The following is a 25,374-nucleotide window of genomic DNA, read 5'->3' on the forward strand; positions in this document are numbered from 1 at the left end:
AAAGGGGACTGCAAATGATGAAACATCGCTTTTTACCAATGACTCAACAAGATGAAAAGGAAATGCTCGAGGTGATTGGCGTCCAGTCGATCGACGAATTGTTTTCTGATATTCCGGAAAAAGTTCGTTTCCGCGGCGAATACAACATCAAGCCTGCAAAATCGGAGTCGTCGCTGACAAAAGAATTGGCACAACTCGCTTCCAAGAACGCAGATTCCGTTCGCTATGCTTCGTTTCTTGGCGCAGGAGTGTACGATCATTACAAGCCGATCGTAGTGGATCATGTTATTTCACGTTCTGAATTCTATACGGCATATACGCCTTACCAGCCGGAAATTTCGCAAGGGGAATTGCAGGCGATTTTTGAATTCCAGACGATGATCGCTGAACTGACTGGAATGGATATCGCGAACTCCTCCATGTACGACGGAGGGACAGCGCTCGCTGAAGCGGGCATGCTCGCTGCCGGACAGACGCGCCGCAAGAAAATTCTTGTGTCCGCCGCTGTCCATCCGGAATCGCGCGACGTCGTCCGGACATATGCACTCGGCCAGTCGATCGATGTTGTGGAAATTCCGTTGAAAGACGGCCGCACGGATCTTGAAGCCCTGAAAGAAATGGTCGATGAAAACACGGCGACTGTCATGGTTCAATACCCGAACTTTTTTGGGCAAGTGGAAAACTTGAAGGACATCGAACCAATCGTCCATGAAGCTGGCGCACTCTTCACGGTTTCTTCCAACCCGTTGGCACTTGGCGCTTTAACGCCGCCCGGCAAGTTCGGCGCGGATATTACAGTAGGCGATGCACAGCCCTTTGGCATTCCGGAAGCATTTGGCGGTCCGCATTGTGGTTATTTTGCCGTCACACAGAAATTGATGCGTAAAGTACCAGGGCGTCTAGTCGGTGAAACGACTGATGATGAAGGCCGCCGCGGCTTTGTATTGACATTGCAGGCGCGCGAGCAACATATTCGCCGCGATAAAGCGACATCGAATATTTGCTCGAATCAGGCGTTGAACGCACTCGCTGCATCTGTTGCGATGACGGCACTTGGCAAGGCAGGCGCAAAAGAAATCGCTGTGCAGAATATTACGAAGACGCATTATATGAAACAGCAGTTGAAACAAGCGGGCTTTGAAATTGCTTTTGAAGGAGCCCATTTTAACGAAGTGGTAGTCAAAGCGAAATCTTCCGTCAAGGAATTGAATGCATCATTGTTTGAAAAAGGCATGATCGGCGGCTATGACCTCGGCCTAAGCTATGAGGAACTCGAAGGGCATATGCTGATTGCGGTAACAGAACAGCGTACGAAAGAAGAAATCGATGCGTTTGTCCAGGAAATCGATGCATTCGTGCGAGAAATGGAGGCTTCCCATGCATAAAGATAACCAGCCACTCATTTTTGAAATGACGAAACAAGGCCGGGTCGGCTACAGCTTGCCGGAACTTGATGTACCTGAAGTAGACTTGAATGAATTACTTGGCGGTGAGCTTGTTCGCGAGGAGCTCGCAGAACTTCCGGAAGTCTCGGAACTCGATATCATGCGCCATTACACAGCGTTGTCCAACCGCAACCACGGTGTGGATTCCGGATTTTACCCGCTTGGTTCATGCACGATGAAATACAACCCGAAAATCAATGAGTCGGTTGCGCGTTATTCCGGTTTTGCGAATATCCACCCGCTGCAGGAAGAAGAGACTGTGCAAGGGGCAATGGAATTGATGTTTGACTTGCAGGAGCATTTGAAGGAGATCACTGGCATGGACGAAGTGACTCTTCAGCCGGCTGCAGGGGCACATGGCGAGTGGACGGGATTGATGATGATCCGTGCGTTCCACGAAGCGAATGGGGATACCCACCGCACTAAAGTCATCGTACCGGATTCGGCACATGGCACAAACCCCGCTTCCGCGACGGTCGCCGGATTTGAAACGGTCACGGTCAAGTCGAACGAGCACGGGCTTGTCGACCTTGAAGACCTGAAGCGCGTTGTCGGCGAGGATACCGCAGCGCTCATGCTGACCAACCCGAACACATTAGGCTTGTTCGAGGAGGATATTTTGGAGATGGCCGCGATTATCCATGGCGTCGGCGGCAAGCTTTATTATGACGGCGCGAACTTGAACGCCGTCATGTCAAAAGCACGCCCGGGCGATATGGGCTTTGATGTGGTGCATTTGAACTTGCACAAAACATTTACTGGCCCCCATGGCGGAGGCGGCCCAGGATCAGGACCTGTCGGCGTAAGCGCTGATCTGATCCCTTATTTGCCGAAGCCGTTGCTTATCAAAAAAGGTGACGTCTATACATTTGATTACGATCGTCCGGATTCCATCGGTCGCGTCAAGCCGTTTTATGGAAACTTCGGGATCAATGTCCGTGCGTATACGTATATCCGCACGATGGGACCAGACGGCTTGAAGAAAGTAACCGAGTACGCTGTACTGAACGCCAATTACATGATGCGCAGATTGCAGCCTCATTTCGACTTGCCATACGACCGCCATTGCAAGCATGAGTTCGTGCTCAGTGGGCGCCGCCAGAAGAAACTCGGCGTGCGGACACTTGATATGGCAAAGCGCCTGCTTGACTTCGGTTACCATCCGCCGACAATCTATTTCCCGCTCAACGTTGAAGAGGGAATGATGATCGAGCCGACGGAAACCGAGTCAAAAGAAACGCTCGATGACTTTATCGACGCGATGATACAAATTGCGCGCGAAGTCGAAGAAAACCCAGAAATCGTCCAAAATGCGCCACATACGACGGTCATCAATCGTTTAGACGAAACGAAAGCGGCACGCAAGCCGATTCTCCGTTACCAGAAGCCAAACGAAACCGAATAAAGAGCAACGAACAAAACAGCGGGTTTTCTCATTCCGCTGTTTGTTCGACGTGCCACTGAACTTCATAGCGGCAAGACATAAAAAAATCCCCGGGAGCTTTTGCTCACGGGGATTTTTTATTATTTGGATTTGACTTTGCCTGTCCATTTTTTAAAGCCGCCTTGCAATTGGAACAATTGATCATAGCCTTTTTTCTTCAGGAACACAGCAGCTCGTCCGCTGCGGGCTCCGTTTTGGTCATATAAATAGACCGGCTTGTCGATGCGGATTTCCTTATAGCGCTGGCGCATTTGCGTTTGAGGAATATTGCGGGCCCCTAAAATATGGCCGGCCGCGAAGTCCTTCGGCTCCCGGACATCGATCAGCTGGGCTTTTCGATAGCCTTGGATAAATTCTTCCTGGTTCAAATCGGTGACCGCTTTGCGAATGCGGAAAAAAGAGATGACCGCAAAAATAAGGATGGCGATGACGACACCTAATGTGATATACAAAAATTCCACTGTTGTTGCCCCTTTCTATACTTAATTCATTATAAGAGATAAGGCGCAGGATATTCAATGACTATGTTGAAGGAATCGCGTTAAAACAGAGACAATTCTGTGAAGAGCAGCCAATTGCGCTGCAAGTCACGATTTAACAAAGGGTTATTGGTCGCCCTGTTTTGTCAAGTGATGCGAAAAAGAAAAAAATAATTTTTATACAGTTTTATGCGAACGTACGTGTCTTTTGTCTCATTTTTATTTCGACAAATATTGAAAAGCCTTGCCATTGCTCGTTTAATCGACTTTGTAAAATTTCCATCAGAAAAATGTTATTGCGAGCGAGTTTCAATATATAGTATTATGGGAAATGTATTAATACTATATATAGTGTTTACTCCATATATTATAAAGGAGGATTTGTCAAATGGTATCCGCCACACAATCCGATTACACATTGAATATCCAATCCCTGAACAAAGACATCGAGGCTTTTCCGCAAGTCCACGCTGTCACGAAAGAAATGAAGAAAACGCATAAAGGCGTTTCCCGTTTGGTCATGATCGACCGTTACTCCTTCAAGGACACGAGCAAGGAAACATTGAAAGCAGGCGATTTTGTTGTCCTAACAGTAAAGGAAGACCCGAAATTCCCGGCGCGCGGCCTTGGCTATATCGTGTCGATCGACCGCGAAGCGAATAAAGCGCGCGTCTGGATCGAGGAAGATTACCGCAGTGCGATCGATAATTCCGATGAAGCCGATAAAGGCATCGTCACCCGCCCGATCGATGTCATCGAAAAACCGCTCGAAGTGTTTTACGAACAAATCGCCAAGCGCAACGCAACAGGCTTGTCGGCAGTCGAAAAAACACCGGAAAAACAAAGCGAATGGTTCACGAAATTTTATGAGCAGCTCGTCGGCTTGAATTTTGTTCCCGCAGGACGCGTTCTTTACGGAGCAGGAGCCGATACTGATGTCACGTATTTCAACTGCTACGTCATGCCGTTCGTTGCCGATTCTCGTGAAGGCATCTCAGACCACCGCAAGCAAGTAATGGAAATCATGAGCCGGGGCGGCGGCGTCGGTACAAACGGATCGACATTGCGTCCGCGCAATACGCTTGCGAGAGGCGTCAACGGCAAATCTTCCGGCTCGGTTTCCTGGCTGGATGATATCGCTAAGCTGACTCACCTTGTCGAACAGGGCGGATCGCGCCGTGGTGCACAGATGATCATGCTGGCTGATTGGCATCCGGATATCGCGGAATTCATCATTTCGAAGATGCAGAACCCGCGCATCCTCCGCTATTTGATTGAAAACAGCGAAGACGAAACCATTAAGACACTTGCTCACGACAAATTGAAGTTCAAACCATTGACCGAACAGGAACAAGCGATGTATCAAGGCTTGCTTAATTACCGGGCAATTCCGGGCATGGGCGGCTTTAACGAAAAAATCATGCGTGATGCCGAAACAAAATTGCGCGACGGCGGTACGTACACTGTCCATAACGAAGAGTTCTTGACCGGTGCCAATATTTCGATCACTTTGACGAGCGACTTTATGACAGCTGTTGAAAACGACGAGGACTTTGACTTGCGCTTCCCGGCAGTCGAAAGCTATTCAAAAGAGGAAATGGCAAACTACAACGAACAATGGCATAAAATCGGCGATGTCCGTGAATGGGAACGCCTTGGCCATAAAGTACGCACATACCGCACAATCAAGGCGCGTGAACTATGGAATTTGATCAATGTTTGCGCAACCTACTCTGCAGAACCGGGTATTTTCTTCATCGATAATGCCAATGAAAAAACCAACGCTGCTGCATACGGACAAAAAGTTGTCGCTACCAATCCTTGCGGCGAACAGCCGCTGGCACCTTATTCCGTCTGCAACTTGGCAGCGGTCAACTTGGCGCGTTTTGCAGACCCGAAAACAAAACAGGTCGATTTCGAAGCATTGAAGGAAACGGTACGCGTCGGTGTCCGCATGCAGGACAACGTCATCGATGCCACTCCTTATTTCCTCGAAGAAAACCGAGTCCAAGCACTTGGCGAACGCCGCGTAGGGCTTGGCGTCATGGGGCTGGCCGATTTACTTATCTATACAGATCGTGAATACGGTTCGCCTGAAGGCAACGAACTAGTCGATGAGATCTTTAAGACAATTGCAGTCGCGGCATACGAAGCTTCAACCGAACTCGCTGAAGAGCGCGGCAGCTTCCCATTCCTCATCGGCAAAACAGAAGAAGAAACGCAAAAATTGCGCCGTGCTTTCACGGAAACTGGCTTTATGCAAGACATGCCGGAAGAAATCCGCGAAGCAGTATTGGCTAAAGGCATTCGCAACTCACACCTATTGACGGTGGCGCCGACTGGTTCTACCGGCACTATGGTAGGCGTCTCGACAGGGCTTGAGCCATATTATTCCTTTACTTACTACCGCAGTGGACGTCTCGGGAAATTCATCGAAGTAAAAGCGGACATTGTCCGTGAATACTTGAAGAACAACCCGGATGCGGACGAAGACAATTTACCGAAAGCGTTTGTCACATCGATGGACCTCGCACCTGAAGCTCACGCTGACGTCCAGTGCATTATCCAGCGTTGGATCGACTCGTCGATCTCCAAAACCGTCAATGCACCGAAAGGCTATACAGTCGAGCAAGTCGAAGGCGTTTATGAGCGCTTGTACAAAGGCGGCGCGAAAGGCGGAACGGTTTATGTCGACGGCAGCCGTGATTCGCAAGTGCTGACCCTGAAAGCGGAAGAAAATACTTTCGAAGAAGAACATACCGAAGAAGATACAGGCAAACGCCCGATTGTTTTAATCGATACAATCCAGGATTTGCGGTCGACCAACGTGTCGATCGGTTCTGAAGTGGGCGACACTTGTCCGGTGTGCCGTAAAGGCACCGTAGAAGAAATGGGCGGCTGCAATACTTGCACCAACTGTTCAGCCCAATTGAAATGCGGACTATAATATAAGCAGCGGAAGCCGAAAAACGGCTTCCGCTTTTTTATGCGCAAAACCACTTTTGCGGTTTGTGCTTGCCGCCGTTTCATATGTTAAAATGGGAAAGGAACGCTTAGGAAAGGGTGTAGGGGCATGAATGTCTTAGTATTGAACGGTCCAAACTTGAACCGACTCGGGAAACGGGAGAAAGAAGCATATGGAAGTTTTACTCTGCCGGAACTGGAACAAGAACTGGTTGATTTTTCGGACGAACGCGGCTTTGAGCTGATCTGCAGGCAGTCCAATCATGAAGGCGAATTGCTCGATTGGATCCATGGAGCGGATGACGAAGGCATTTCAGGCATCATCTTGAATGCTGGAGCATACACGCATACAAGCATAGCGCTGCGTGATGCGATTGCGTCCATACGGGTGCCGGTCGTTGAAGTACATATTTCCAATATCCATGCACGGGAACAGTTTCGCCATCATTCCCATATCGCGCCTGTTGCAATCGGGCAAATCGCTGGATTCGGCAAGGAAGTTTACCGACTTGGGCTAGAAGCGCTCCTGCTTCGACAACAGAAAGGATGAAAACGATGAAATTAAGCAAATTGCGTGAAGAAATGAACAAGCGGGGAATGGATGCTTTTCTCGTGACAAGTGCTTATAATTTGCGTTACATCACAGGCTTTACAGGAACGTCGGGTTTAGCGCTCATCACGCGCAACGACGCTTGGTTCGTCACGGATTTCCGCTATACAGAACAAGCGGGAGAGCAAGTGAAGGAATTCAAAGTCGTCCAAGCACAAAAAGGCTTGATCGACGAAGTGGCGCGTATTGCGCAAGAAGCTGCTGTCGAACGAATCGCTTTCGAACAGGATTACATGACCTTTGCGACATACACGGTTTATCAGGAAAAATTAGCAGCTGCACTCGAACCGGTCAGCGGCGTCATTGAGAATTTGCGCATGTTTAAATCTCACGAGGAGATCGAAGTGCTGAAAGCGGCAGCAAACATCGCTGATGATGCATTCGAGCACATCTGCAGCTGGATCAAACCAGGCATGACTGAGCTCGAAGTGTCGAATGAACTGGAGTTTTACATGCGCTCTCAAGGAGCCGCTTGTTCATCGTTTGATATTATTGTGGCATCGGGCTTGCGTTCAGCATTGCCTCACGGTGTTGCATCCGACAAGAAGATCGAACAAGGCGATTTCATCACACTTGATTTCGGGGCTTTGTATAAAGGCTATATTTCCGATATCACACGCACCATCGCCATTGGGGAGCCGTCTGAAAAACTTAAGGAAATTTACCAAATCGTCCTTGACTCACAAGTATTGGCGCTCGAGAAAATCAAGCCGGGCATGACGGGCATCGAAGCAGACGCCATCGCACGCGATTATATCAAGTCGAAAGGCTATGGAGAAGCGTTCGGCCATTCGACAGGACACGGCATCGGCATGGAAGTACACGAAGCGCCCGGGCTGTCGTTCCGTTCCGAGACGGTGCTCGAACCAGGCATGGCTGTCACGGTGGAACCAGGCATTTATTTACCGGGAATTGGCGGAGTGCGCATCGAAGATGATATACTGATAACCGAAACGGGGAATGAACGCTTGACGCATTCTTCCAAAGAGCTACGTATTTTATAATAAACGGAGGAACTAATATGATTTCAGTGAACGATTTTAAAACAGGCTTAACAATTGAAGTGGACGGCGATATTTGGCGCGTAATGGAATTCCAGCACGTTAAGCCGGGCAAAGGGGCGGCATTTGTGCGCTCGAAACTGCGCAACCTGCGCTCAGGTGCGGTCAATGAAAAAACGTTCCGTGCCGGCGAAAAAGTAGCGAAAGCGCAAATCGATAACCGCAAAATGCAGTATTTGTATGCTAATGGCGACATGCATGCGTTCATGGATTCGGAAACATACGACCAGATCGAGTTGCCGGAAAAAAGCATTGCCTACGAATTGAAATTCCTTCAGGAAAATATGGATGTTCAAGTGATTCAATACGAAGGGGAAGTGCTCGGTGTGGAACTGCCGAACACGGTTGTCCTTGAAGTGGCTGAAACGGATCCTGGCATCAAAGGGGATACGGCAAGCGGTGGTTCTAAACCGGCGATATTGACGACTGGTTTAAGTGTCCAAGTGCCGTTCTTCATCAACCAAGGCGACAAATTGATCATCAATACAACTGATTCGTCTTATGTATCAAGGGCGCAGTAAGCAACGGAGGCCTCTTTACTGGGGCCTTTTTTTTAAAAAAATTGGCTTGCTATTTCAAAATGATTCAAAAAAGTCTAATATAGGGTAGTAGCTAAATCAATTACATAAATAGGGGAGTAGGTAAAACATGAAAATCCAAGAAATTCGCGAAATCATCAAATTAGTGGATAACTCATCCATCAATGAATTCAGCTATGAGTTTGACGGAGTCAAAGTCAAAATGAAGAAAAATTCATCAAACCCTTCAGCAGCGGGATCAATCCAATCATCGGCTTCAGAAGCGCCTGCACAAACTTTTGCAGAAGCGGCTCCAAAACAGGCTGAACCGAAAGAAGCAGCTCCAACCGAACAACCGGTTCAAACTGAATCAGTTGAAACAAGCAGTGCATCGGACCAAGACTTGCATAAAATTCTATCGCCGATGGTCGGCACGTTTTATCAATCGCCATCACCGGAAGAAGACGCTTATGTTGCAGTCGGGTCAAAAGTTTCTGCAGACCAAGTTGTTTGCATCGTAGAAGCGATGAAGCTTTTCAACGAAATTGAAGCGGAAGTGGATGGGGAAATCGCTGAAATTCTAGTCAAGGACGGCCAATTGGTCGAATATGGCCAGCCTTTGTTCCTCGTAAAAGCGAATTAAGGGGGAGCTGAGATGATGAAAAAAGTATTGATTGCCAACCGCGGTGAAATTGCCGTCCGCATCATCCGTGCTTGTAAAGAGCTCGACATCGAAACGGTCGCAGTGTATTCGGAAGCCGATAAAGAAGCCCTTCACGTCGAACTCGCAGATGAGGCATATTGCATCGGGCCGAAATTATCGAAAGACAGCTATTTGAACTTTTCCAATATCATCAGCGTCGCCAAACTGACAAATTGCGACGGCATTCATCCGGGGTATGGCTTCCTCGCTGAAAATGCCAGTTTTGCCGAGTTGTGCGAAGCGTGCGATATCATGTTCATCGGCCCGACTGCCGCAGCGATTTCAAAAATGGGCACGAAAGATGTCGCCCGTGAAACAATGCGTGCCGCAGGCGTTCCGGTCGTCCCAGGATCGACAGGCATTGTCGCCAGCGAACAAGAAGGTCTGGAAATCGCCGAGAAAATCGGCTTTCCCGTCATCATCAAAGCGACAGCCGGCGGCGGAGGAAAGGGCATTCGTGTAGCGCGAACACGCGAGGATTTCGTCAAAGGCTTGAACATGACACAAAAAGAAGCAGCAGCAGCGTTCGGCAACCCGGGCGTTTATATCGAAAAATTTGTTGAGGATTTCCGCCATATTGAAATCCAAGTGCTCGCCGACTCCCATGGCAATGCCATACATCTCGGGGAACGCGATTGTTCGATCCAGCGCCGCATGCAAAAACTAGTCGAAGAAGCGCCATCTCCGGCATTGTCCGCGGAGCTGAGAGCGGAAATGGGCGAAGCAGCGGTGAAAGCAGCGCAAGCAGTCAATTACCGCGGGGCTGGAACAGTCGAATTCATTTTTGACGTAGAGAACCAAAAATTCTACTTCATGGAAATGAACACGCGTATTCAAGTCGAGCATCCAGTCACAGAAATGATCACCGGGATCGATTTGATTCAACAGCAATTAAAAGTGGCTTCTGGTGAAACACTGGCTTACAAACAGGAAGATGTCACGTTCAAAGGCTGGTCGATCGAATGCCGGATCAATGCGGAAAACCCGCTGAAAAACTTCATGCCGTCAGCAGGCCGCGTCGATATGTATTTGCCTCCGGGCGGTATGGGCGTACGTGTCGATTCAGCGATGTATTCAGGCTACACAATCCCGCCTTATTACGATTCCATGGTGGCTAAGCTCATTACTTATGCCGATACGCGCGAAGAAGCCGTAGCGAAAATGAAGCGTGCACTGGATGAATTTGTGGTCGAAGGCGTTTTTACAACGATTCCTTTCCATCTTCGCCTCATGGATCATGACGTGTTCAAATCCGGGGACTTCAATACGAAGTTTCTTGAAAAATACGATGTAATGGGCTCCTAAGGAGGAACGAACAGATGGCAGAAAAAGTAGTACCATATGTGAAAATGAAATCACCGGGCGCCCAAGACCTCGGCAATATCGAAGTGGCATCGGAAGTGCTGGAGACGATCGCCAGTATTGCAGCCACTGATATTGAAGGCGTTGCGAGCATGCGCGGCAATTTCGCATCAGGCGTCGTCGAACGCCTGGGCAAAAAAGTACACGGCAAAGGCATCAAAACCGATTTATCGGTAGAAGGCTTGGCAATCGACGTCTATTGTGTCATCAATTATGGCGTCTCCATTCCGAAGACCGCACAAAAAATCCAAGAACAAGTCCGCCAGACATTGGAGACGATGACTTCGCTGCAGACGCAGGAAGTGAATGTGCACATTACTGGTGTCCATTTCGATACTCCACAGGCAGATTGATCATTAGGCTGTCCGGACATGCGAACGCATAGTCCGGGCGGCCTTGTTTTTATGGCCGTTTGCAGGCAGAGCGGGATTTGTTGGAACATTTCAAACTTGGAAGTTCCATGCGATTAGCTGTATAATGAGGGCTAATAAGCTTGAAAAGGAGACCGGAATTATGATGAAACGACACGAAGCACGGGAAAAAGCGCTTCAGACACTATTTCAGCTCGACGGTACGGAATTGACAATTGAAGAAGCAATCGAGCATGTAATGGACGGGGAAACCGACCAATTTTATAAATTGCTGGTAGAAGGCACAAACAGCAAACAGCTGGAAATTGACGAAAAACTGAAAGGCCATTTGGAAAATTGGTCGCTCGAGCGCTTGCCGAAAGTCGAACGCACCATTTTGCGTATGGCAGTTTTTGAATTGGAGTATATGGACGATGCCCCTAGCCGTGTTGTCATGAATGAAGCGATTGAATTGAGCAAAACGTTCGGGGATGATAAATCAAGCCGTTTCGTCAACGGCGTACTTTCAAAATTCACTGACCAAACTGCAAATTAATTATTGGAGGAATCTACGTGACTGCTGAATTGATTGATGGAAAAGCCGTAAGCCTGAAAATTAAAGAGCGAGTGCAACAACGTGTAGAGAAACTAAAAGCAAACGGAATCACGCCAGGACTATCGGTCGTATTGGTCGGAGATGATTCCGCTTCGCAAACTTATGTCAAAAACAAGAAAAAAACATGCGAATCGCTCGGCATGCGATCGGATCTGCATCTATACCCTGAATCGTTATCTGAACAGGAGCTTCTTGCGAAAATCGATGAATTGAACAAAGACCCGGAAATCCACGGCATTTTGGTTCAATTGCCGTTACCGCGGCATATCGATGAATTCAACATCATCACGGCAATCGCTCCCGAAAAGGATGTCGACGGGTTCCACCCGATTTCGGTCGGCAATTTAATGATCGGCAAAGATACGTTTCTGCCATGTACGCCGCATGGGGTGATGGTGCTCCTTGAGCATTACGGCATCGATCCTTCGGGCAAGCATGCAGTCGTCATCGGCCGCAGCAATATCGTCGGCAAACCGGTCGGGCAATTGCTGCTGCAAAAAGATGCGACGGTGACGTATTGCCATTCCAAAACAACAGACCTCCAGGCGATAACCAAGCAGGCGGACATCATCATCGCGGCGATTGGCCGCGCCAAATTCATCGGTACAAAACACATTAAAGAAGGCGCTGTCGTCATCGATGTCGGCATGAACCGTGACGAAAAGGGAAAACTTTGCGGCGATGTCGATTTCGATGCGGTGCGTGAACGTGCCAGCTTTATTACGCCAGTCCCGGGCGGTGTCGGTCCGATGACCATCGCGATGCTGATGGAAAACACATTGCTGTCTGCGGAAAAAGGATTATCGAAAGACAAAGCTGCCGAAAGCGTGTAAAATGAATAGCAAATAGAGCTGTTTTTCGAAAGAAAGACAGCTTTTTACTTTCCATAGACAGGGGTTGACAGTTTGGCTACCGACCCGTACTTAAGTGTTGCAGCTGTAACGAAATACATAAAGAAGAAATTTGATGCCGACCCTCATTTGCGTGATGTGTATATTAAAGGCGAGTTGTCGAATGTGAAAATCCATACGAGCGGCCACATTTATTTCACGTTAAAAGACCAAAAGGCACGATTGCCGGGAGTCATGTTTTCGGCACGGGCGAAATCAGTGAAATTCCGCCCGGAAAGCGGCATGACTGTGCTCATACGCGGCGATATCTCTGTATACGAAGCAAGCGGGCAATACCAATTATACGCCCAGTCGATGCAGCCTGATGGCATTGGCGAATATTTTTTGGCATTCGAGCAATTGAAGGAAAAACTGAATAAACAAGGACTCTTCGATGCAGTGCATAAAAAGCCGCTGCCTCCATATCCAGAAAAAGTCGGTGTCATCACAGCGCAGACCGGTGCGGCAGTGCGCGATATTTTGACGACCTTAAAACGCCGCTATCCACTTGCTGATATTGTACTGTTTCCGACACTAGTACAAGGGCAAGGAGCGGTCCAATCCATCGTCCAGTCGATCCAACAGGCAAACCTTACGGACAGTGATGTTTTGATTGTCGGCCGCGGTGGCGGTTCGATCGAGGATTTGTGGGCGTTTAATGAAGAAGCGGTAGCAAGGGCGATCTTTGATTCCCGAGTGCCGGTCATCTCAGCGGTCGGCCATGAAACTGATACGACGATTGCTGACTTTGTGGCGGATTTGCGAGCTGCTACGCCTACTGCCGCCGCAGAACTGGCTGTGCCGAGCCGTACCGAATTGTTTGAGCGGGTCATGGCGCAGCGCCAAGTAATGTTTCGGCATATGACAAACGATCTCGAACAGCGGCGCATTCGGTTGAAACAGCTGCAGAATTCCTATCCGATGGCCTATCCCGACCGGCTGTACCGTCCGTTTATCGAACGTGTCGAACGGGCAGCAGATGCACTTCAACGAGAGACCCAGCTTGCCATCCGACGCTCGGATGACCGCCTGACTATGCTGTCGAAGCAGCTCGACAACCGCAAGCCGATTGACCGGATACGCCAAGCTGAACGCGAGCTGACAGTGTTGAGAGAGCGGCTTGACCAACGTGTTGGCAGTGTGTTCAAAGAGCGTGACCAGCAATTGAAGTCGGCGCTTAGGACGCTTGATGCTCTGAGCCCGCTGAAAATCATGGACAGGGGCTACGCCATTCCGTTTCATGACGGCGAAGTGGTCAAGTCGGTTCATCAACTAACCACGGGCGACTGCTTAAGCTTGTCGCTGCAAGACGGCAATGTGCAAACAGTGGTCGAAGCGATCAATCCAAATGACAAGGAGCGCGAATAAATGGCTGAAAATAAATTGATGTTTAATGATGCAATGGAGCAATTGGAAGAGATCGTGCGTTTGCTCGAACAAGGCGATGTGCCGCTTGAAGAAGCGCTGACGCTGTACCAGAAAGGCATGGAGCTGTCGAAGTTATGCCATGACAAATTGAAAAATGCTGAGAACCAGCTGGTGACGATGATGAAAGACGGAAAAGAAGTGCCTGCTGAGATCGAAGGGGAAGGGAATGCGCAATGAACTTAAAACAATTCAGAACCCATTATGAACCGGCCATTCAGCAGGAAATGGCTGAGCTGATCAGTGGATTGACAGTGCCGGAATCATTGAAAGCATCGATGCATTATTCTTTGCAAGCAGGCGGCAAACGCATCCGCCCCATGTTGCTTTTGGCAGTTATGCATGAGCAAGGCGCTGCGCATCCGGATGCGTTGAAAGTGGCATCTGCCATTGAAATGATTCATACATATTCGTTGATTCATGACGATTTGCCGAGCATGGACAATGACGATTTGCGCCGCGGCATGCCGACTAACCATAAAGTATTCGGAGAAGCGGTCGCCATTTTGGCTGGAGATGCTTTATTAACTTACAGTTTTGGCATTTTGGCGCGTTTGGAGGATGTCACGGCGGAAGACAAAGTGCGGCTTATCGATCTTTTGTCGACAGCAGCAGGCGCAGAAGGCATGGTTGGCGGACAAGTTCTTGATATCGAAGGTGAAGAGAAGCAGTTGAGCCTGGAAGAATTGGAGCAAGTCCATTTACTGAAAACCGGCGCTTTATTGACTTATAGTATCATTTCCGGAGCGATTCTCGCCGGGGCGAGTTCTGAACAATTGGTGGCGCTTTCAACATTCGGCCGCCATCTAGGCTTGGCGTTCCAAATCCAGGATGATATTTTGGATGTAACGGGAACTTCCGAGGAACTCGGAAAAACAGCGGGCAAAGACGAAACGAGCGATAAAAGCACTTATCCCGGCATTTTGACATTGCCAAAAGCGAAGGAAAAACTTGATTTTCATGCTCAACAAGCGCTCCAAGCGATCGCTTCATTGCCTGGCGAGCAGCTGCTTTTGAAGGAATTAACCGAGTTGATCGTAGAGCGAAAGAGCTAAAGTCAATGCTCTAGTTTGTACATTTGTCGTGTACTGCTATAATATGGGGAGATAACCATACAGGAAAATTTAGAAAAAAGGTGTGTGATGGCAAATGGATCTTCAGTCGATAACTGGTCCATCTTTTCTTAAAGAGCTCAATCATGAACAATTAGAGCTTTTGAGTGAAGATATCCGTCGATTTCTTATAGAAAATCTATCAAAAACCGGGGGGCATATCGGGCCGAATTTAGGTGTAGTAGAGTTGACAATCGCGTTGCATCGCGTATTCAACAGCCCTGACGATAAGCTCATCTGGGATGTCGGGCATCAATCATATGTCCACAAAATCTTGACTGGCCGCGCCGGCCAATTCGATTCGCTGCGCCAGTTTAAAGGGCTGTGCGGCTTCCCGAAGCGCAACGAAAGCGAACATGATGTGTGGGAAACCGGCCATAGCTCGACGTCCTTGTCTGCTGCGATGGGCATGGCTGCTGCACGCGATATCAAGAAAGATTCGAACTACGTCATTCCGATCATCGGGGACGGTGCCTTAACGGGTGGCATGGCGTTTGAAGCATTGAACCATATCGGTCATGCACAGACGGACATGACGGTCATCTTGAATGACAACGAAATGTCCATTGCACCGAACGTTGGTGCGCTTCATAGCGTACTTGGGCGGATGCGTACAGCGAACAAATACAATAAAGTTAAAGACGATCTTGAATACTTGCTGAAAAAAGTTCCGGCAGTTGGCGGGAAACTGGCTTCGACTGCAGAGCGCGTCAAAGACAGCTTGAAATATTTAGTCGTGTCCGGCATGTTTTTTGAAGAACTGGGCTTTACTTATTTGGGACCGATCGACGGACATGACCTAGAAGAGCTTGAAGACAATCTTCAATATGCGAAAAAAACCAAGGGGCCGGTTCTGCTCCACGTTATTACGAAAAAAGGCAAAGGCTATTTGCCGGCTGAACAAGATAAAATCGGTACATGGCATGGCATTGGGCCGTACAAGATGGAGACCGGTGATCTAGTGAAATCATCAAGCTCAGGCGCACCGTCTTGGAGTGGGCTGATTGCCGAAACGACACGCAAGCTTGCGCGCAGCGATGAGCGCATCGTCGCGATCACACCGGCGATGCCGGTCGGATCAAAGCTTGAAGGTTTTGCATCGGAATTCCCAGAGCGCATGTTCGACGTCGGTATCGCTGAACAGCATGCAACGACGATGGCAGCAGGACTTGCGACTCAAGGGATGAAGCCATTCTTGGCCATCTATTCCACATTCCTGCAACGCGCCTATGATCAGGTTGTCCATGACGTTTGCCGCCAGAACTTGAACGTCTTTATCGGCATCGACCGTTCAGGCCTCGTAGGTGCAGACGGAGAAACGCATCAAGGCGTATTCGATATCGCGTTCTTGCGCCATCTGCCGAACATGGTGTTAATGATGCCAAAAGATGAAAACGAAGGACAGCATATGGTCAAAACGGCGATCGATTATGACGGCGGCCCGATTGCGCTGCGCTACCCGCGCGGCAATGGGCTCGGCGTTGCGATGGACAACGAACTCAAAGCGATTCCGATCGGCAGCTGGGAAGTGCTCACAGAAGGCAAGGACGCTGTGATTTTGACATTCGGCACTACCATCCCGATGGCACTCAAGGCGGCACAGCAATTAAGTGAAGAAGGCATCCAGGCAGAAGTTGTCAATGCGCGTTTCATCAAGCCGATGGACGAAGAGATGCTCGAATCGATTTTCGGTCGCGGCGTGCCGGTCATCACGATCGAAGAAGCAGTCGTGCAAGGAGGATTCGGCAGCGCGGTGCTCGAATACGCGCACGACAATGGCCACCACCATTCCGTTATCGATCGGATGGGTATTCCAGATCTCTTTATCGAACATGGCGATGTCGCTGAATTGATGGATGAAATTCATTTGAATAGCGATGAAGTTGTCCGGAGAGTGAAATTGCATGTACAGCAAGATGCAAAACAACAGGAGCGGTCGAACGTTCTATGAATAAAGTAAAAAAAGAGCGTGTAGATGTCCTGCTTGTCGAGCGCGGCATTTGCGAAACACGCGAAAAAGCAAAACGCGCCATCATGGCGGGTGTCATCTTTTCAGGAAGCGAACGCATGGACAAACCGGGAGAAAAAATCGCCCACGATGCACCGCTCGAGAAAAAAGGCAATGATTTGCGCTACGTCAGCCGAGGCGGCTTGAAGCTGGAAAAAGCGCTCGCTGAGTTTGATGTGTCGGTGGATGGCAAAATGATGCTAGATATCGGTTCATCTACCGGCGGCTTTACCGATTGTGCCTTGCAAAACGGTGCACGCCATGGCTATGCACTCGATGTCGGCTATAACCAGTTGGCATGGACCATCCGTCAAGACCCGAGGGTGACGGTCATGGAGCGCACCAATTTCCGCCATTGCAAACCGGAAGATTTCACGGAAGGCTTGCCGGAAATGGCGACAATCGACGTATCGTTCATATCCTTGCGCATCATTTTGCCGGTGTTGAAAACCATTTTGGTTCCCGGCGGTGACTGCATTGCACTCGTCAAGCCGCAGTTTGAGGCTGGACGGGACAAAGTCGGCAAAAAAGGCATTGTCCGTGAACCGAAAGTCCATCAGGAAGTACTGGAGAAAGTCGCTTCTTATGCTGTCGAGTGCGGATTTGAAGTGAGAGCGATGACCCATTCGCCGATAACCGGCGGAGAAGGAAATATCGAATTTCTATTCCATCTCGTCTCCAATTCAACAGAAGAAAAAAGCGCGGTTCCGGATATGCGATCAATTGAGCAAACCGTAGAACATGCTCATGCTGCTTTTAAAGAAAAAGCAAGCTTGCTATAACAAACGGGCGGAGAAAAAGCACCTTTTTCTCTGTCCGTTTTGTCGTATATGGTTGAATTTCCGCTATGGCGCGAAAATTGGATAGTCTAGCTGGCGTGTCTTAGCGTCCCGCCGTGAAGTTTTCTTGTTTTCGAATCCATTTAGAGGTACGATATAAAGTATATGGAATAATTATTCACTCAAGGGGGAGCACCATGAACAAAGGACAACGTCATATCAAAATCCGCGACTTGATTTCAAATCGCGAAATCGAAACGCAAGATGATTTGGTCGACTTACTGAAAGCTGCGGGTTATGAAGTGACGCAAGCGACCGTTTCAAGGGATATTAAGGAATTGCACCTGGTTAAAGTCCCGTTGCAGGACGGGCGCTATAAATACAGCTTGCCAGCAGACCAGCGTTTTAATCCGATGCAGAAGCTGCACCGCGCGCTGACAGATGCGTTTGTCAGCATAGATGGAGCAAGCCATTTTCTTGTCATGAAAACATTGCCCGGCAATGCCCATGCGATCGGTTCATTGATTGACCATTTGGACTGGGAGGAAATTCTCGGCACGATTTGCGGAGATGATACGTGTTTGATTATTTGCCGTGATGTCGAACACCGTGAAGTGTTGAAACAACGTTTGATCGAAATGCTTTAAATAAAGAGGTGGATGTATATGCTGCGTGAACTGGACATACGCAATTTTGCAATTATCGATACATTATCGGTCAGTTTTACAGAAGGCATGACGGTCTTGACAGGTGAAACAGGCGCCGGTAAATCGATCATCATCGATGCTGTGCATTTGCTCGCAGGCGGGCGCGGCAGCGTGGAGTTTATTCGCCATGGCGCCCAAAAGGCCGAAATCGAAGGTTTGTTCCAAATTGAAGGCGATGCACATCCGGTTTATAAAAAACTGGAAGACTTCGGAATTCAGGCGAGTGACGGGGACGTCGTGCTGCGGCGCGAACTCAATGGCAAAGGAAAAAATGTCTGCCGCATCAACGGCAAGCTTGTGACCATTTCGATTTTGCGTGAAGTGGGCGCGGCGCTTATTGATATCCATGGCCAGCATGAAACACAAGAGTTGATGGATGAGAAGCAGCACCTCCATTTATTGGACCAATTTGCCGGAAAGTCATTGATGAAAGCGAAAGACGGCTATACCCATACATTCGACAAATATACAAAACTAAAGCGTGAATTCGCGAGTTACAATGAAAACGAACAGCAAATTGCCCAGCGCATCGATTTATTGACTTTCCAGTTACGAGAGATTGAAGAAGCGCAACTAGTGCCGGGAGAAGAAGAGATTTTGCTTGAAGAACGCAAGCGATTACAGAATTTCACCAAAATCTTCGAATCGATTTCACAGGCGCACGAAGCGATTCAAGGTGAGTCCAAAGGGCTTGATTGGGTCGGCAATGCCATGTCGGAACTTGAACATGCAGCAGCTGTCGACGAACAATTCCAAGAAGCCTCTGAATCGGTCGCCGGGGCATTTTATCAGTTGCAGGACACATCGACTGAAATCAAGCGCATACTCGACCAATTGGAATTCGATCCCGAGCGGCTGGCTGAAATTGAACAGCGCATGACACTTTTGCAGTCTTTAAAGCGCAAATACGGGGCTTCTGTCGAAGATATGCTGTTGTATCATGAAGAGCGTGCCGATGAACTCGATAAATTGCTTAACCGTGATCAGCGCTTGCGCCTCGATCAGGAGAAATTAAAAGAGTTGACTGAAGATTTGCGCGTGGAAGCGGAGGAATTGACTTTGCTCCGGAAGCAAGCTGCGGCGAAATTATCGCGTGCCATTATGGAGCAATTAAAAGAGCTTCATATGGGCAAAGCTTCTTTTGATGTCAATTTTAATTTGTTGCCAAAAGGGAAATTCGACCGCTACGGGCATGACAGCATCGCTTTCCATATTTCCACCAATGTTGGGGAACCGCTGAAGCCGTTGACAAAAGTCGCATCCGGCGGCGAGTTATCGCGAATGATGCTGGCATTGAAAACCATTTTCTCGAAGCATCAAGGCATCACATCGATTATTTTCGATGAAGTCGACACAGGGGTGAGTGGCCGTGTGGCACAGGCGATTGCCGAAAAAATCGCCGCCATAGCACGTCATTCCCAAGTGTTGTGCATTTCTCATTTGCCTCAAGTGGCAGCGATGGCCGATCAACATTTATTCATCGAGAAAAAAGTATCGAAAGAGCGGACAACGACAGCTGTGAAAGAATTGACTGGACGCAAGCGCACCGAAGAAATGAGCCGCATGTTGTCGGGAGCTGAAATCACCGAGTTGACTTTGCAGCACGCTGAAGAGTTATTATCTCTGGCTAATGACCGAAAGCTATTGATGAAATAACGATCGATACGTATTTTAGGAGAGAAGACCATGGAGAAAATTAGAATCGCTATTGCCGATGACAACCGGGAACTTGTAGAGTTGATGACCGAATTCCTCTTGGCGCAGCCGAATATGGAAGTGGTTGGAGTGGCATACGACGGCAGGGAATGTATCGGCCTGCTGGAACAAACCGAAGTGGATATTTTGCTGTTGGATATTATTATGCCTTATCTAGATGGCATTGCCGTATTGGATGTGCTTCGTTCTAATGAACAATTGAGCAAAATCCATGTCATCATGCTTTCGGCGTTCGGTCAGGAATCGATTATGAGCCAGGCGGCCGATTATGGCGCTTCCTATTTCATCATGAAACCGTTCGAATCGGAACGACTCGTCGTCCAGATCAACCATATTATGAAAAATGGGGACAGCAGATCTAAAGCGGGCGTGGTGACGGTGGATGAATTGATTACGATCCGCCTAAAAGATATCGGCGTTCCGCCGCACTTGAAAGGCTATGTCTACTTGAAGGCGGCGGTGTCACTAGTCCAGCAGGAACAAGCGCTGCTAGGGAAAGTGACAAAAGAGCTGTATCCGAAAATCGCCTTGAAGTTTGATACGACGGCCGCGCGAGTGGAACGCTCCATCCGCCACGCGATCGAGCAAGTATGGGTGCGAGCTGAATCGGTGGGCCATATAGCTTCTGTCATCGGCTATAGCGAAGCACATTTGCAATCCAAACCGTCGAACTCAGAGTTTATCGCCATGATCGTCGACAGCCTAGGCAATCAAGAACAATGAATAGACGGAAACCGCCACCTTCAAAGGGAGCGGTTTTTTTATGTGTTAGCTTCGTTGCTTGACATGTACTAAGCTACATAAGGAATTATAAAAAAATCAAAAAATAGCTAACAACAAGCTTGAGCAGATCCAACAAATCGTCCACATGTTACAATTAGATCATCATTTGAGCGGCCGCTAAGGGAGGGGAAGAGATGCGCAGTGTAGAAATTTATGCACATCGCGGAGCTTCGGGACAAGCACTGGAAAATACGTGGCCTGCATTCAAGCTGGCCCATCAATTGGGTGTCGGGATCGAACTCGATGTCCAGTTGACTCAAGACGGCGTTGCGGTGGTTTACCACGATCAGCACTTCAAGCGGCTGGCTGGCAGTAAAAGGGTTATTTCCGCTACCCCGTATCATATCGTAGAGTCCATTGCTGTGCGAAAACGCTTCAAGCGTTTTGACAGACATGTTATTCCGTTAGCATCTGAGGTGTTGGCGTGGGCCAGTGCACAACAAATCCCATTAAATATTGAACTTAAAGCTTCTGTCGGAAATCATCCGTCCGGGCCGGAAATCATCGCCGATTTGTTAAGCGAGGTGCAAAACTATCATCTTTCCTCTTTTGATATTACCTTGCTTGAGCGGGTAAAAGCATTGCGCCCGGACATTGAAGTGGCCTGGATCATAAAAAAAGCCCAGCAATGGGATGAACTGATGGATAAAGAATGGGTCGACGGCATCCATTTCCATAAGCGTTTCCATCGCTCAAAATGGCTCGAACCGGCGGCCGCACTCAATAAACCCATCCGTCTTTATGGCATCTCAGGAAATGAACGTCTATTGCAATCGCTTCATCCATCCGTCAAAGGGCTCATCACCAATTACCCGGAACGCCTTTTGTAGTTGCGCCTACACAAAAAAAGACAGCCAGGAATTAATCCTGGCTGTCTTTTTTTTGTGTGCAGCTGTACGTCCTTATCGTTTTTGGAATCGTTCCGATACATTGCCTTTTTTACGGTCGCGATTCAATAGGAAACCGGCAAAAAATCCGATGCTGATGACCGTAAAGAACATACCGAGCGTGAACTGCATCCAAAGCGCGGGATAAGGTTCTAGCAATTTATTGAAAAGGGTATCCCGCATTAGTTTAATGCCGTAAGCGGCCATGATCCCGGGAATCAGCAATATGATAAATGCAATCAATCGTCCCATCTATTCCACATCCTTCATCGTCTATTGTTTCCAATCTGCTCAAAGTTGTCAAGAATTCTTCACTGCTGTAGTCTATAACTAACTGTGCAGTGTATTGCACGAACAGCTAAGGAAAGGTTTGAAGAAAATTGCAAAAAGTCATCATAATTGGAGGCGGCATCGGGGGATCAGCTATCCTGAAACTATTGGTGGAGTCGGGATTGTTTCATGTTGAAGGCGTCGCAGACATCGATCCTGCTGCACCTGCTTTACTTGCAGCTTCAAAATACAGTATTGCCACTGCCTCGGATTATCGCGAATTGACGAAGGCTGTCGATATCGTCTTCAATGTGACGGGCAATGACGAGTTGACGCAGCGCTTGCGCCATTATTATCCGCCGCGCACAGTCATTATTCCGGGAAGTGTTGCGAATATATTCGTCCGTTTGATGGACGAAAAAGAACATTATATTAACCGCTTAAGCAATGAAAGCCACAAAGGATCCATCATTTTCAACTCGATCGATGAAGGAATGGTCGGAATCGATTGCAATAACCATATCAATTTCATCAACCGCAGCGCTGCGCGCATGTTGGGCGTAGAGCAGCAAAGCGCGATTGGACGCCACATACACGAGCTTATCTCGATGAGTGAGCTTCCGCGGATCGCGCAAACCGGCAGAACGGAATTGAATCGTGAATTGGAATTAAAAGATGGATCGAAAATCGTTACAAGCCGTTTCCCAATGATTGATGAAAATGGTGAACTGATCGGTGCGTTCGCCGTCTTCAAAGACATTACAGAAGTCGTTTCGCTGGCAGAGGAAATTACCGATTTGAAAGAAATCCAAACGATGCTCCAAGCCATCATCCAATCCAGTGATGATGCCATTTCCGTTGTTGATGAAAAAGGTTATGGCTTATTGGTCAACCCAGCATATACGCGCATTACGGGTTTGGAAATGGACCAAGTGATCGGGCGTCCGGCGTCTGCGGATATTTCAGAAGGCGAGAGCATGCATTTAAAGGCGCTGCAGACGCGCAAGCCGGTACGCGGTGTCAATTTGAAAGTCGGCCCATCTAAAAGGGAAGTCATTGTCAACGTCGCACCGATTATCGTCGACAATCAATTAAAAGGAAGCGTCGGCGTCATCCATGACACCACGGAAATCCGCTCGCTCATGAAAGAATTGGACAGGGCACGAAGCATTATCCGGACCTTGGAGTCGAAATATACGTTCGATGACATTATCGGATTGTCATCGGAGATGCAGCTGTCCTTACAGCAGGCGAAACTCGCGGCCCAGACACTCGTGACGGTGCTATTGCGCGGGGAGTCAGGCACTGGCAAGGAATTATTTGCCCACGCTATCCACAGCGCCAGTGAGCGCCAGTTCAATAAGTTTGTGCGCGTCAATTGTGCGGCGGTATCGAGCGAACAGCTTGATGCAGAACTGTTCGGTTACGAAGAAGGTGCTGCGCCCGACAATCGGACTGGCACAAAGCGCGGCCTTTTGGAAGAAGCGAACAACGGCAGCATTTTCCTCGACGAAATCGGGGAGTTGTCTCCGCAAATCCAAAGCAAATTGCTGCGGGTGCTGCAAGAGCACGAGACGCTTCGCATCGGCGGAACCAAACCGATACCGGTCAATGTCCGTGTCATCGCCTCAACCAATGCCAATATGGAAAAAGCGCTGCTCGACGGAACATTCCGCGAAGATCTTTATTATCGCCTGAACCGCATGCCAATTTTAATTCCGCCGCTTAGAAGCCGCAAACAAGATATCCCGCGCATTACCGATCGGTTGCTTTTGAAATTGAATCAGGAATATGGCCGAAATGTAGAAAGTCTATCGGATAAAGCGTTGCAGTATTTAAAGATGTACGATTGGCCCGGCAATGTCCGTGAACTTGAAAACATCTTGAGCCGTTCGATGATTTTCATGCAGATGAATGACAAAGTCATGACCGAAGAACACATCCCGCTCAATATGCTGAAATCCAAAGAAGCAAAAAATGAAGTGGTAATCCCGGCGTCAGCGCCCTTGCAGGAGCAATTGGAAACGCTCGAACGCAGCATCCTTCATCGCGCGCTTGAAGATGCCAAAGGCAATAAGTCGAAAACTGCCAAACAACTCGAAATTTCATTGCGAACTTTGTACTATAAATTGGAAAAATTCGGACTACTGTAGATTTTTGCAATCATTTGCAAGGTTTTGCAAGAATTTGCAAAGAGATGCGCCGTATTTAGCAAATAAAACGCTTACATCCCTTATATCTCAGGCTTTCTTCTGTTTTAATTAAAAAGAATGAGGTGATAGAAATGACCACTTTACAGAGCATCGCCGATGAAATCGACTTGTCGAATGATCACGCTGTCGCCGTTGCGGCAGCCGCTGACTCCGCTGTCCTTGAAGCCATCAGTTTGGCGCTTGAACAGAATTTGGCAAGCTTTCATCTATATGATGATGAAACAACATTAAAACAATTGATACTAACCGATTTCCCCCATTTGACTGACCACCCGAAGCTGACGATTCACCATGCGAAGGGACCGCAGCAAGCGGCGAAAGAAGCCGTCAGGGCCGTCTTCCACAATGACGCCACTGTCTTGATGAAAGGCCATATCCCGACAGCTATCTTAATGAAAGCCGCATTGAATGCCGAATATGGCTTGCGTACGGGCAAGGTTTTGTCCCACGTCGCGGCATTTGAAGTGGCGGGCTATGACCGGCTGATCTTCGTCACTGATGCTGGAATGAATTTGGAGCCGACGCTTCAGGAAAAGGCGCAGATCATCCGCAACGCGGTGCATGTGGCACGCTCGGTAGGCGTAGACACGCCGGTTGTTGCAGCACTTGCAGCGGTTGAAGTTATCAATCCGGCGATGCAGGCAACGCTCAATGCGGCAGCACTGATGGGCATGAACAAGCGCGGCCAAATCACGGATTGCATCGTGGACGGGCCACTCGCATTAGACAACGCTATTTCTACAGAAGCTGCCAAGCATAAAGGCATTGACGGAGATACTGCAGGAAATGCAGATATCTTGCTTGTGCCGAATATTGAAGCAGGCAACATCCTGTATAAATCGCTCGTTTATTTTTCGAAAGCCAAGGTCGGCGGCATCATCGCAGGCGCCAAAGCACCGATCGTGTTGACATCGCGCGCCGACAGTGCAGAAAGCAAATTATTCTCTCTCGCTATAGCCTTGCGCTCAGCTGCTTTATAAAATCAGCCGCAATCAATGGGAAAACTTCACTAATTGATAGCAATTCTATACA

The 25,374-nt window shown here is 48.5% G+C and carries 24 protein-coding genes; 22 read left to right on the top strand and 2 right to left on the bottom strand.

Features of this window, described 5'->3' with window-relative positions; genetic code table 11:
- Nucleotides 1-17: 17 nt before the first annotated feature.
- Both gcvPA and gcvPB read left to right on the top strand, forming a co-directional pair.
- Complete coding sequence (gene gcvPA / locus ACFO5U_RS04005) at nt 18-1,385, top strand: aminomethyl-transferring glycine dehydrogenase subunit GcvPA (protein ID WP_377279449.1); 1,368 nt, start codon at nt 18-20, stop codon at nt 1,383-1,385.
- Nucleotides 1,378-2,850, top strand: a complete 1,473-nt coding sequence (gene gcvPB, locus ACFO5U_RS04010) for an aminomethyl-transferring glycine dehydrogenase subunit GcvPB (protein WP_377276909.1) — start codon at nt 1,378-1,380, stop codon at nt 2,848-2,850. Before gcvPA ends, gcvPB begins: the two co-directional genes overlap by 8 nt.
- A 119-nt stretch (nt 2,851-2,969) precedes the next feature.
- Here the strand turns inward: gcvPB and ACFO5U_RS04015 are convergent, their stop codons facing one another.
- The gene (locus ACFO5U_RS04015; protein WP_377276910.1) at nt 2,970-3,350 is read right to left on the bottom strand and encodes a rhodanese-like domain-containing protein; all 381 of its coding nucleotides are present in this window, start codon (nt 3,348-3,350) and stop codon (nt 2,970-2,972) included.
- 406 nt (nt 3,351-3,756) lie between these two features.
- On the opposite strand from ACFO5U_RS04015, the gene ACFO5U_RS04020 reads away from it, so the two are divergent.
- From ACFO5U_RS04020 to ACFO5U_RS04105, 18 genes are all read left to right on the top strand, one after another.
- Nucleotides 3,757-6,315 carry a vitamin B12-dependent ribonucleotide reductase gene (locus ACFO5U_RS04020; protein WP_377276912.1) on the top strand — a complete coding sequence of 853 codons (2,559 nt, stop codon included), beginning with the start codon at nt 3,757-3,759 and terminating at the stop codon, nt 6,313-6,315.
- A 126-nt stretch (nt 6,316-6,441) separates the two neighbouring features.
- Nucleotides 6,442-6,882 (top strand): type II 3-dehydroquinate dehydratase, encoded by a 441-nt coding sequence (gene aroQ, locus ACFO5U_RS04025; RefSeq protein WP_377276914.1) that lies wholly within the window; start codon nt 6,442-6,444, stop codon nt 6,880-6,882.
- A gap of 5 nt (nt 6,883-6,887) precedes the next feature.
- The gene (locus ACFO5U_RS04030; protein WP_377276915.1) at nt 6,888-7,946 is read left to right on the top strand and encodes a M24 family metallopeptidase; all 1,059 of its coding nucleotides are present in this window, start codon (nt 6,888-6,890) and stop codon (nt 7,944-7,946) included.
- A gap of 17 nt (nt 7,947-7,963) precedes the next feature.
- Nucleotides 7,964-8,524 (top strand): elongation factor P, encoded by a 561-nt coding sequence (gene efp, locus ACFO5U_RS04035; RefSeq protein WP_377276916.1) that lies wholly within the window; start codon nt 7,964-7,966, stop codon nt 8,522-8,524.
- Between the two features lie 127 nt (nt 8,525-8,651).
- A complete protein-coding gene (accB, locus tag ACFO5U_RS04040) occupies nt 8,652-9,164 on the top strand; it encodes an acetyl-CoA carboxylase biotin carboxyl carrier protein (protein WP_377276917.1) in 513 nt (170 codons plus the stop codon).
- A gap of 12 nt (nt 9,165-9,176) precedes the next feature.
- Nucleotides 9,177-10,529 carry an acetyl-CoA carboxylase biotin carboxylase subunit gene (gene accC / locus ACFO5U_RS04045; protein ID WP_377276919.1) on the top strand — a complete coding sequence of 451 codons (1,353 nt, stop codon included), beginning with the start codon at nt 9,177-9,179 and terminating at the stop codon, nt 10,527-10,529.
- A 14-nt stretch (nt 10,530-10,543) separates the two neighbouring features.
- Nucleotides 10,544-10,939 (top strand): Asp23/Gls24 family envelope stress response protein, encoded by a 396-nt coding sequence (locus ACFO5U_RS04050; protein ID WP_377276921.1) that lies wholly within the window; start codon nt 10,544-10,546, stop codon nt 10,937-10,939.
- A gap of 163 nt (nt 10,940-11,102) precedes the next feature.
- On the top strand, nt 11,103-11,492 hold the full coding sequence (gene nusB / locus ACFO5U_RS04055) for a transcription antitermination factor NusB (RefSeq protein WP_377279450.1): 390 nt from the start codon (nt 11,103-11,105) through the stop codon (nt 11,490-11,492).
- Nucleotides 11,493-11,509: 17 nt separating this feature from the next.
- A complete protein-coding gene (gene folD / locus ACFO5U_RS04060) occupies nt 11,510-12,385 on the top strand; it encodes a bifunctional methylenetetrahydrofolate dehydrogenase/methenyltetrahydrofolate cyclohydrolase FolD (RefSeq protein WP_377276923.1) in 876 nt (291 codons plus the stop codon).
- A gap of 72 nt (nt 12,386-12,457) precedes the next feature.
- A complete protein-coding gene (xseA, locus tag ACFO5U_RS04065) occupies nt 12,458-13,810 on the top strand; it encodes an exodeoxyribonuclease VII large subunit (protein ID WP_377276925.1) in 1,353 nt (450 codons plus the stop codon).
- Nucleotides 13,811-14,047, top strand: a complete 237-nt coding sequence (gene xseB, locus ACFO5U_RS04070; protein ID WP_377276927.1) for an exodeoxyribonuclease VII small subunit — start codon at nt 13,811-13,813, stop codon at nt 14,045-14,047. It abuts the gene before it with no gap.
- Entirely contained in the window at nt 14,044-14,922 is an 879-nt protein-coding gene (locus ACFO5U_RS04075; RefSeq protein WP_377276928.1) for a polyprenyl synthetase family protein, read from the top strand. The genes xseB and ACFO5U_RS04075 overlap by 4 nt, the downstream gene beginning before the upstream one ends.
- Before the next feature lie 94 nt (nt 14,923-15,016).
- Entirely contained in the window at nt 15,017-16,930 is a 1,914-nt protein-coding gene (gene dxs / locus ACFO5U_RS04080; protein WP_377276930.1) for a 1-deoxy-D-xylulose-5-phosphate synthase, read from the top strand.
- Nucleotides 16,927-17,769 carry a TlyA family RNA methyltransferase gene (locus tag ACFO5U_RS04085; RefSeq protein WP_377276932.1) on the top strand — a complete coding sequence of 281 codons (843 nt, stop codon included), beginning with the start codon at nt 16,927-16,929 and terminating at the stop codon, nt 17,767-17,769. The genes dxs and ACFO5U_RS04085 overlap by 4 nt, the downstream gene beginning before the upstream one ends.
- A 194-nt stretch (nt 17,770-17,963) precedes the next feature.
- Nucleotides 17,964-18,413, top strand: coding sequence for a transcriptional regulator AhrC/ArgR (ahrC, locus tag ACFO5U_RS04090; protein ID WP_058380870.1), 450 nt, complete (start codon nt 17,964-17,966; stop codon nt 18,411-18,413).
- An 18-nt stretch (nt 18,414-18,431) separates the two neighbouring features.
- On the top strand, nt 18,432-20,129 hold the full coding sequence (gene recN / locus ACFO5U_RS04095) for a DNA repair protein RecN (RefSeq protein ID WP_377276935.1): 1,698 nt from the start codon (nt 18,432-18,434) through the stop codon (nt 20,127-20,129).
- 30 nt (nt 20,130-20,159) lie between these two features.
- Nucleotides 20,160-20,912 carry a sporulation transcription factor Spo0A gene (gene spo0A / locus ACFO5U_RS04100; protein WP_377276936.1) on the top strand — a complete coding sequence of 251 codons (753 nt, stop codon included), beginning with the start codon at nt 20,160-20,162 and terminating at the stop codon, nt 20,910-20,912.
- Between the two features lie 194 nt (nt 20,913-21,106).
- Nucleotides 21,107-21,802, top strand: a complete 696-nt coding sequence (locus ACFO5U_RS04105) for a glycerophosphodiester phosphodiesterase (protein ID WP_377276937.1) — start codon at nt 21,107-21,109, stop codon at nt 21,800-21,802.
- 72 nt (nt 21,803-21,874) lie between these two features.
- Here the strand turns inward: ACFO5U_RS04105 and ACFO5U_RS04110 are convergent, their stop codons facing one another.
- Nucleotides 21,875-22,111, bottom strand: coding sequence for a DUF2627 domain-containing protein (locus ACFO5U_RS04110; RefSeq protein WP_377276939.1), 237 nt, complete (start codon nt 22,109-22,111; stop codon nt 21,875-21,877).
- Between the two features lie 128 nt (nt 22,112-22,239).
- Here ACFO5U_RS04110 and ACFO5U_RS04115 point away from each other — a divergent pair, with 128 nt between their 5' ends.
- Both ACFO5U_RS04115 and yqiS read left to right on the top strand, forming a co-directional pair.
- On the top strand, nt 22,240-24,282 hold the full coding sequence (locus ACFO5U_RS04115; protein WP_377276940.1) for a sigma 54-interacting transcriptional regulator: 2,043 nt from the start codon (nt 22,240-22,242) through the stop codon (nt 24,280-24,282).
- A gap of 131 nt (nt 24,283-24,413) precedes the next feature.
- Nucleotides 24,414-25,322, top strand: coding sequence for a phosphate butyryltransferase (gene yqiS, locus ACFO5U_RS04120; RefSeq protein ID WP_377276942.1), 909 nt, complete (start codon nt 24,414-24,416; stop codon nt 25,320-25,322).
- Nucleotides 25,323-25,374: the final 52 nt, after the last annotated feature.

The sequence above is a fragment of the Planococcus dechangensis genome (genome assembly GCF_042654465.1).
GTDB classification, from domain to species: domain Bacteria; phylum Bacillota; class Bacilli; order Bacillales_A; family Planococcaceae; genus Planococcus; species Planococcus dechangensis.

What these genes read in the sequence shown, in the direction of transcription:
- efp (WP_377276916.1), top strand. Translation starts at nt 7,964, where the DNA reads ATGATTTCAGTGAACGATTTTAAAACAGGCTTAACAATTGAAGTGGAC.
- ACFO5U_RS04020 (WP_377276912.1), top strand. Translation starts at nt 3,757, where the DNA reads ATGGTATCCGCCACACAATCCGATTACACATTGAATATCCAATCCCTG.
- recN (WP_377276935.1), top strand. Translation starts at nt 18,432, where the DNA reads ATGCTGCGTGAACTGGACATACGCAATTTTGCAATTATCGATACATTA.
- aroQ (WP_377276914.1), top strand. Translation starts at nt 6,442, where the DNA reads ATGAATGTCTTAGTATTGAACGGTCCAAACTTGAACCGACTCGGGAAA.
- gcvPA (WP_377279449.1), top strand. Translation starts at nt 18, where the DNA reads ATGAAACATCGCTTTTTACCAATGACTCAACAAGATGAAAAGGAAATG.
- gcvPB (WP_377276909.1), top strand. Translation starts at nt 1,378, where the DNA reads ATGCATAAAGATAACCAGCCACTCATTTTTGAAATGACGAAACAAGGC.
- ACFO5U_RS04085 (WP_377276932.1), top strand. Translation starts at nt 16,927, where the DNA reads ATGAATAAAGTAAAAAAAGAGCGTGTAGATGTCCTGCTTGTCGAGCGC.
- ACFO5U_RS04050 (WP_377276921.1), top strand. Translation starts at nt 10,544, where the DNA reads ATGGCAGAAAAAGTAGTACCATATGTGAAAATGAAATCACCGGGCGCC.
- xseB (WP_377276927.1), top strand. Translation starts at nt 13,811, where the DNA reads ATGGCTGAAAATAAATTGATGTTTAATGATGCAATGGAGCAATTGGAA.
- accB (WP_377276917.1), top strand. Translation starts at nt 8,652, where the DNA reads ATGAAAATCCAAGAAATTCGCGAAATCATCAAATTAGTGGATAACTCA.
- ACFO5U_RS04110 (WP_377276939.1), bottom strand. Translation starts at nt 22,111, where the DNA reads ATGGGACGATTGATTGCATTTATCATATTGCTGATTCCCGGGATCATG.
- ACFO5U_RS04105 (WP_377276937.1), top strand. Translation starts at nt 21,107, where the DNA reads ATGCGCAGTGTAGAAATTTATGCACATCGCGGAGCTTCGGGACAAGCA.
- nusB (WP_377279450.1), top strand. Translation starts at nt 11,103, where the DNA reads ATGAAACGACACGAAGCACGGGAAAAAGCGCTTCAGACACTATTTCAG.
- ahrC (WP_058380870.1), top strand. Translation starts at nt 17,964, where the DNA reads ATGAACAAAGGACAACGTCATATCAAAATCCGCGACTTGATTTCAAAT.
- dxs (WP_377276930.1), top strand. Translation starts at nt 15,017, where the DNA reads ATGGATCTTCAGTCGATAACTGGTCCATCTTTTCTTAAAGAGCTCAAT.
- ACFO5U_RS04030 (WP_377276915.1), top strand. Translation starts at nt 6,888, where the DNA reads ATGAAATTAAGCAAATTGCGTGAAGAAATGAACAAGCGGGGAATGGAT.
- accC (WP_377276919.1), top strand. Translation starts at nt 9,177, where the DNA reads ATGATGAAAAAAGTATTGATTGCCAACCGCGGTGAAATTGCCGTCCGC.
- spo0A (WP_377276936.1), top strand. Translation starts at nt 20,160, where the DNA reads ATGGAGAAAATTAGAATCGCTATTGCCGATGACAACCGGGAACTTGTA.
- yqiS (WP_377276942.1), top strand. Translation starts at nt 24,414, where the DNA reads ATGACCACTTTACAGAGCATCGCCGATGAAATCGACTTGTCGAATGAT.
- ACFO5U_RS04075 (WP_377276928.1), top strand. Translation starts at nt 14,044, where the DNA reads ATGAACTTAAAACAATTCAGAACCCATTATGAACCGGCCATTCAGCAG.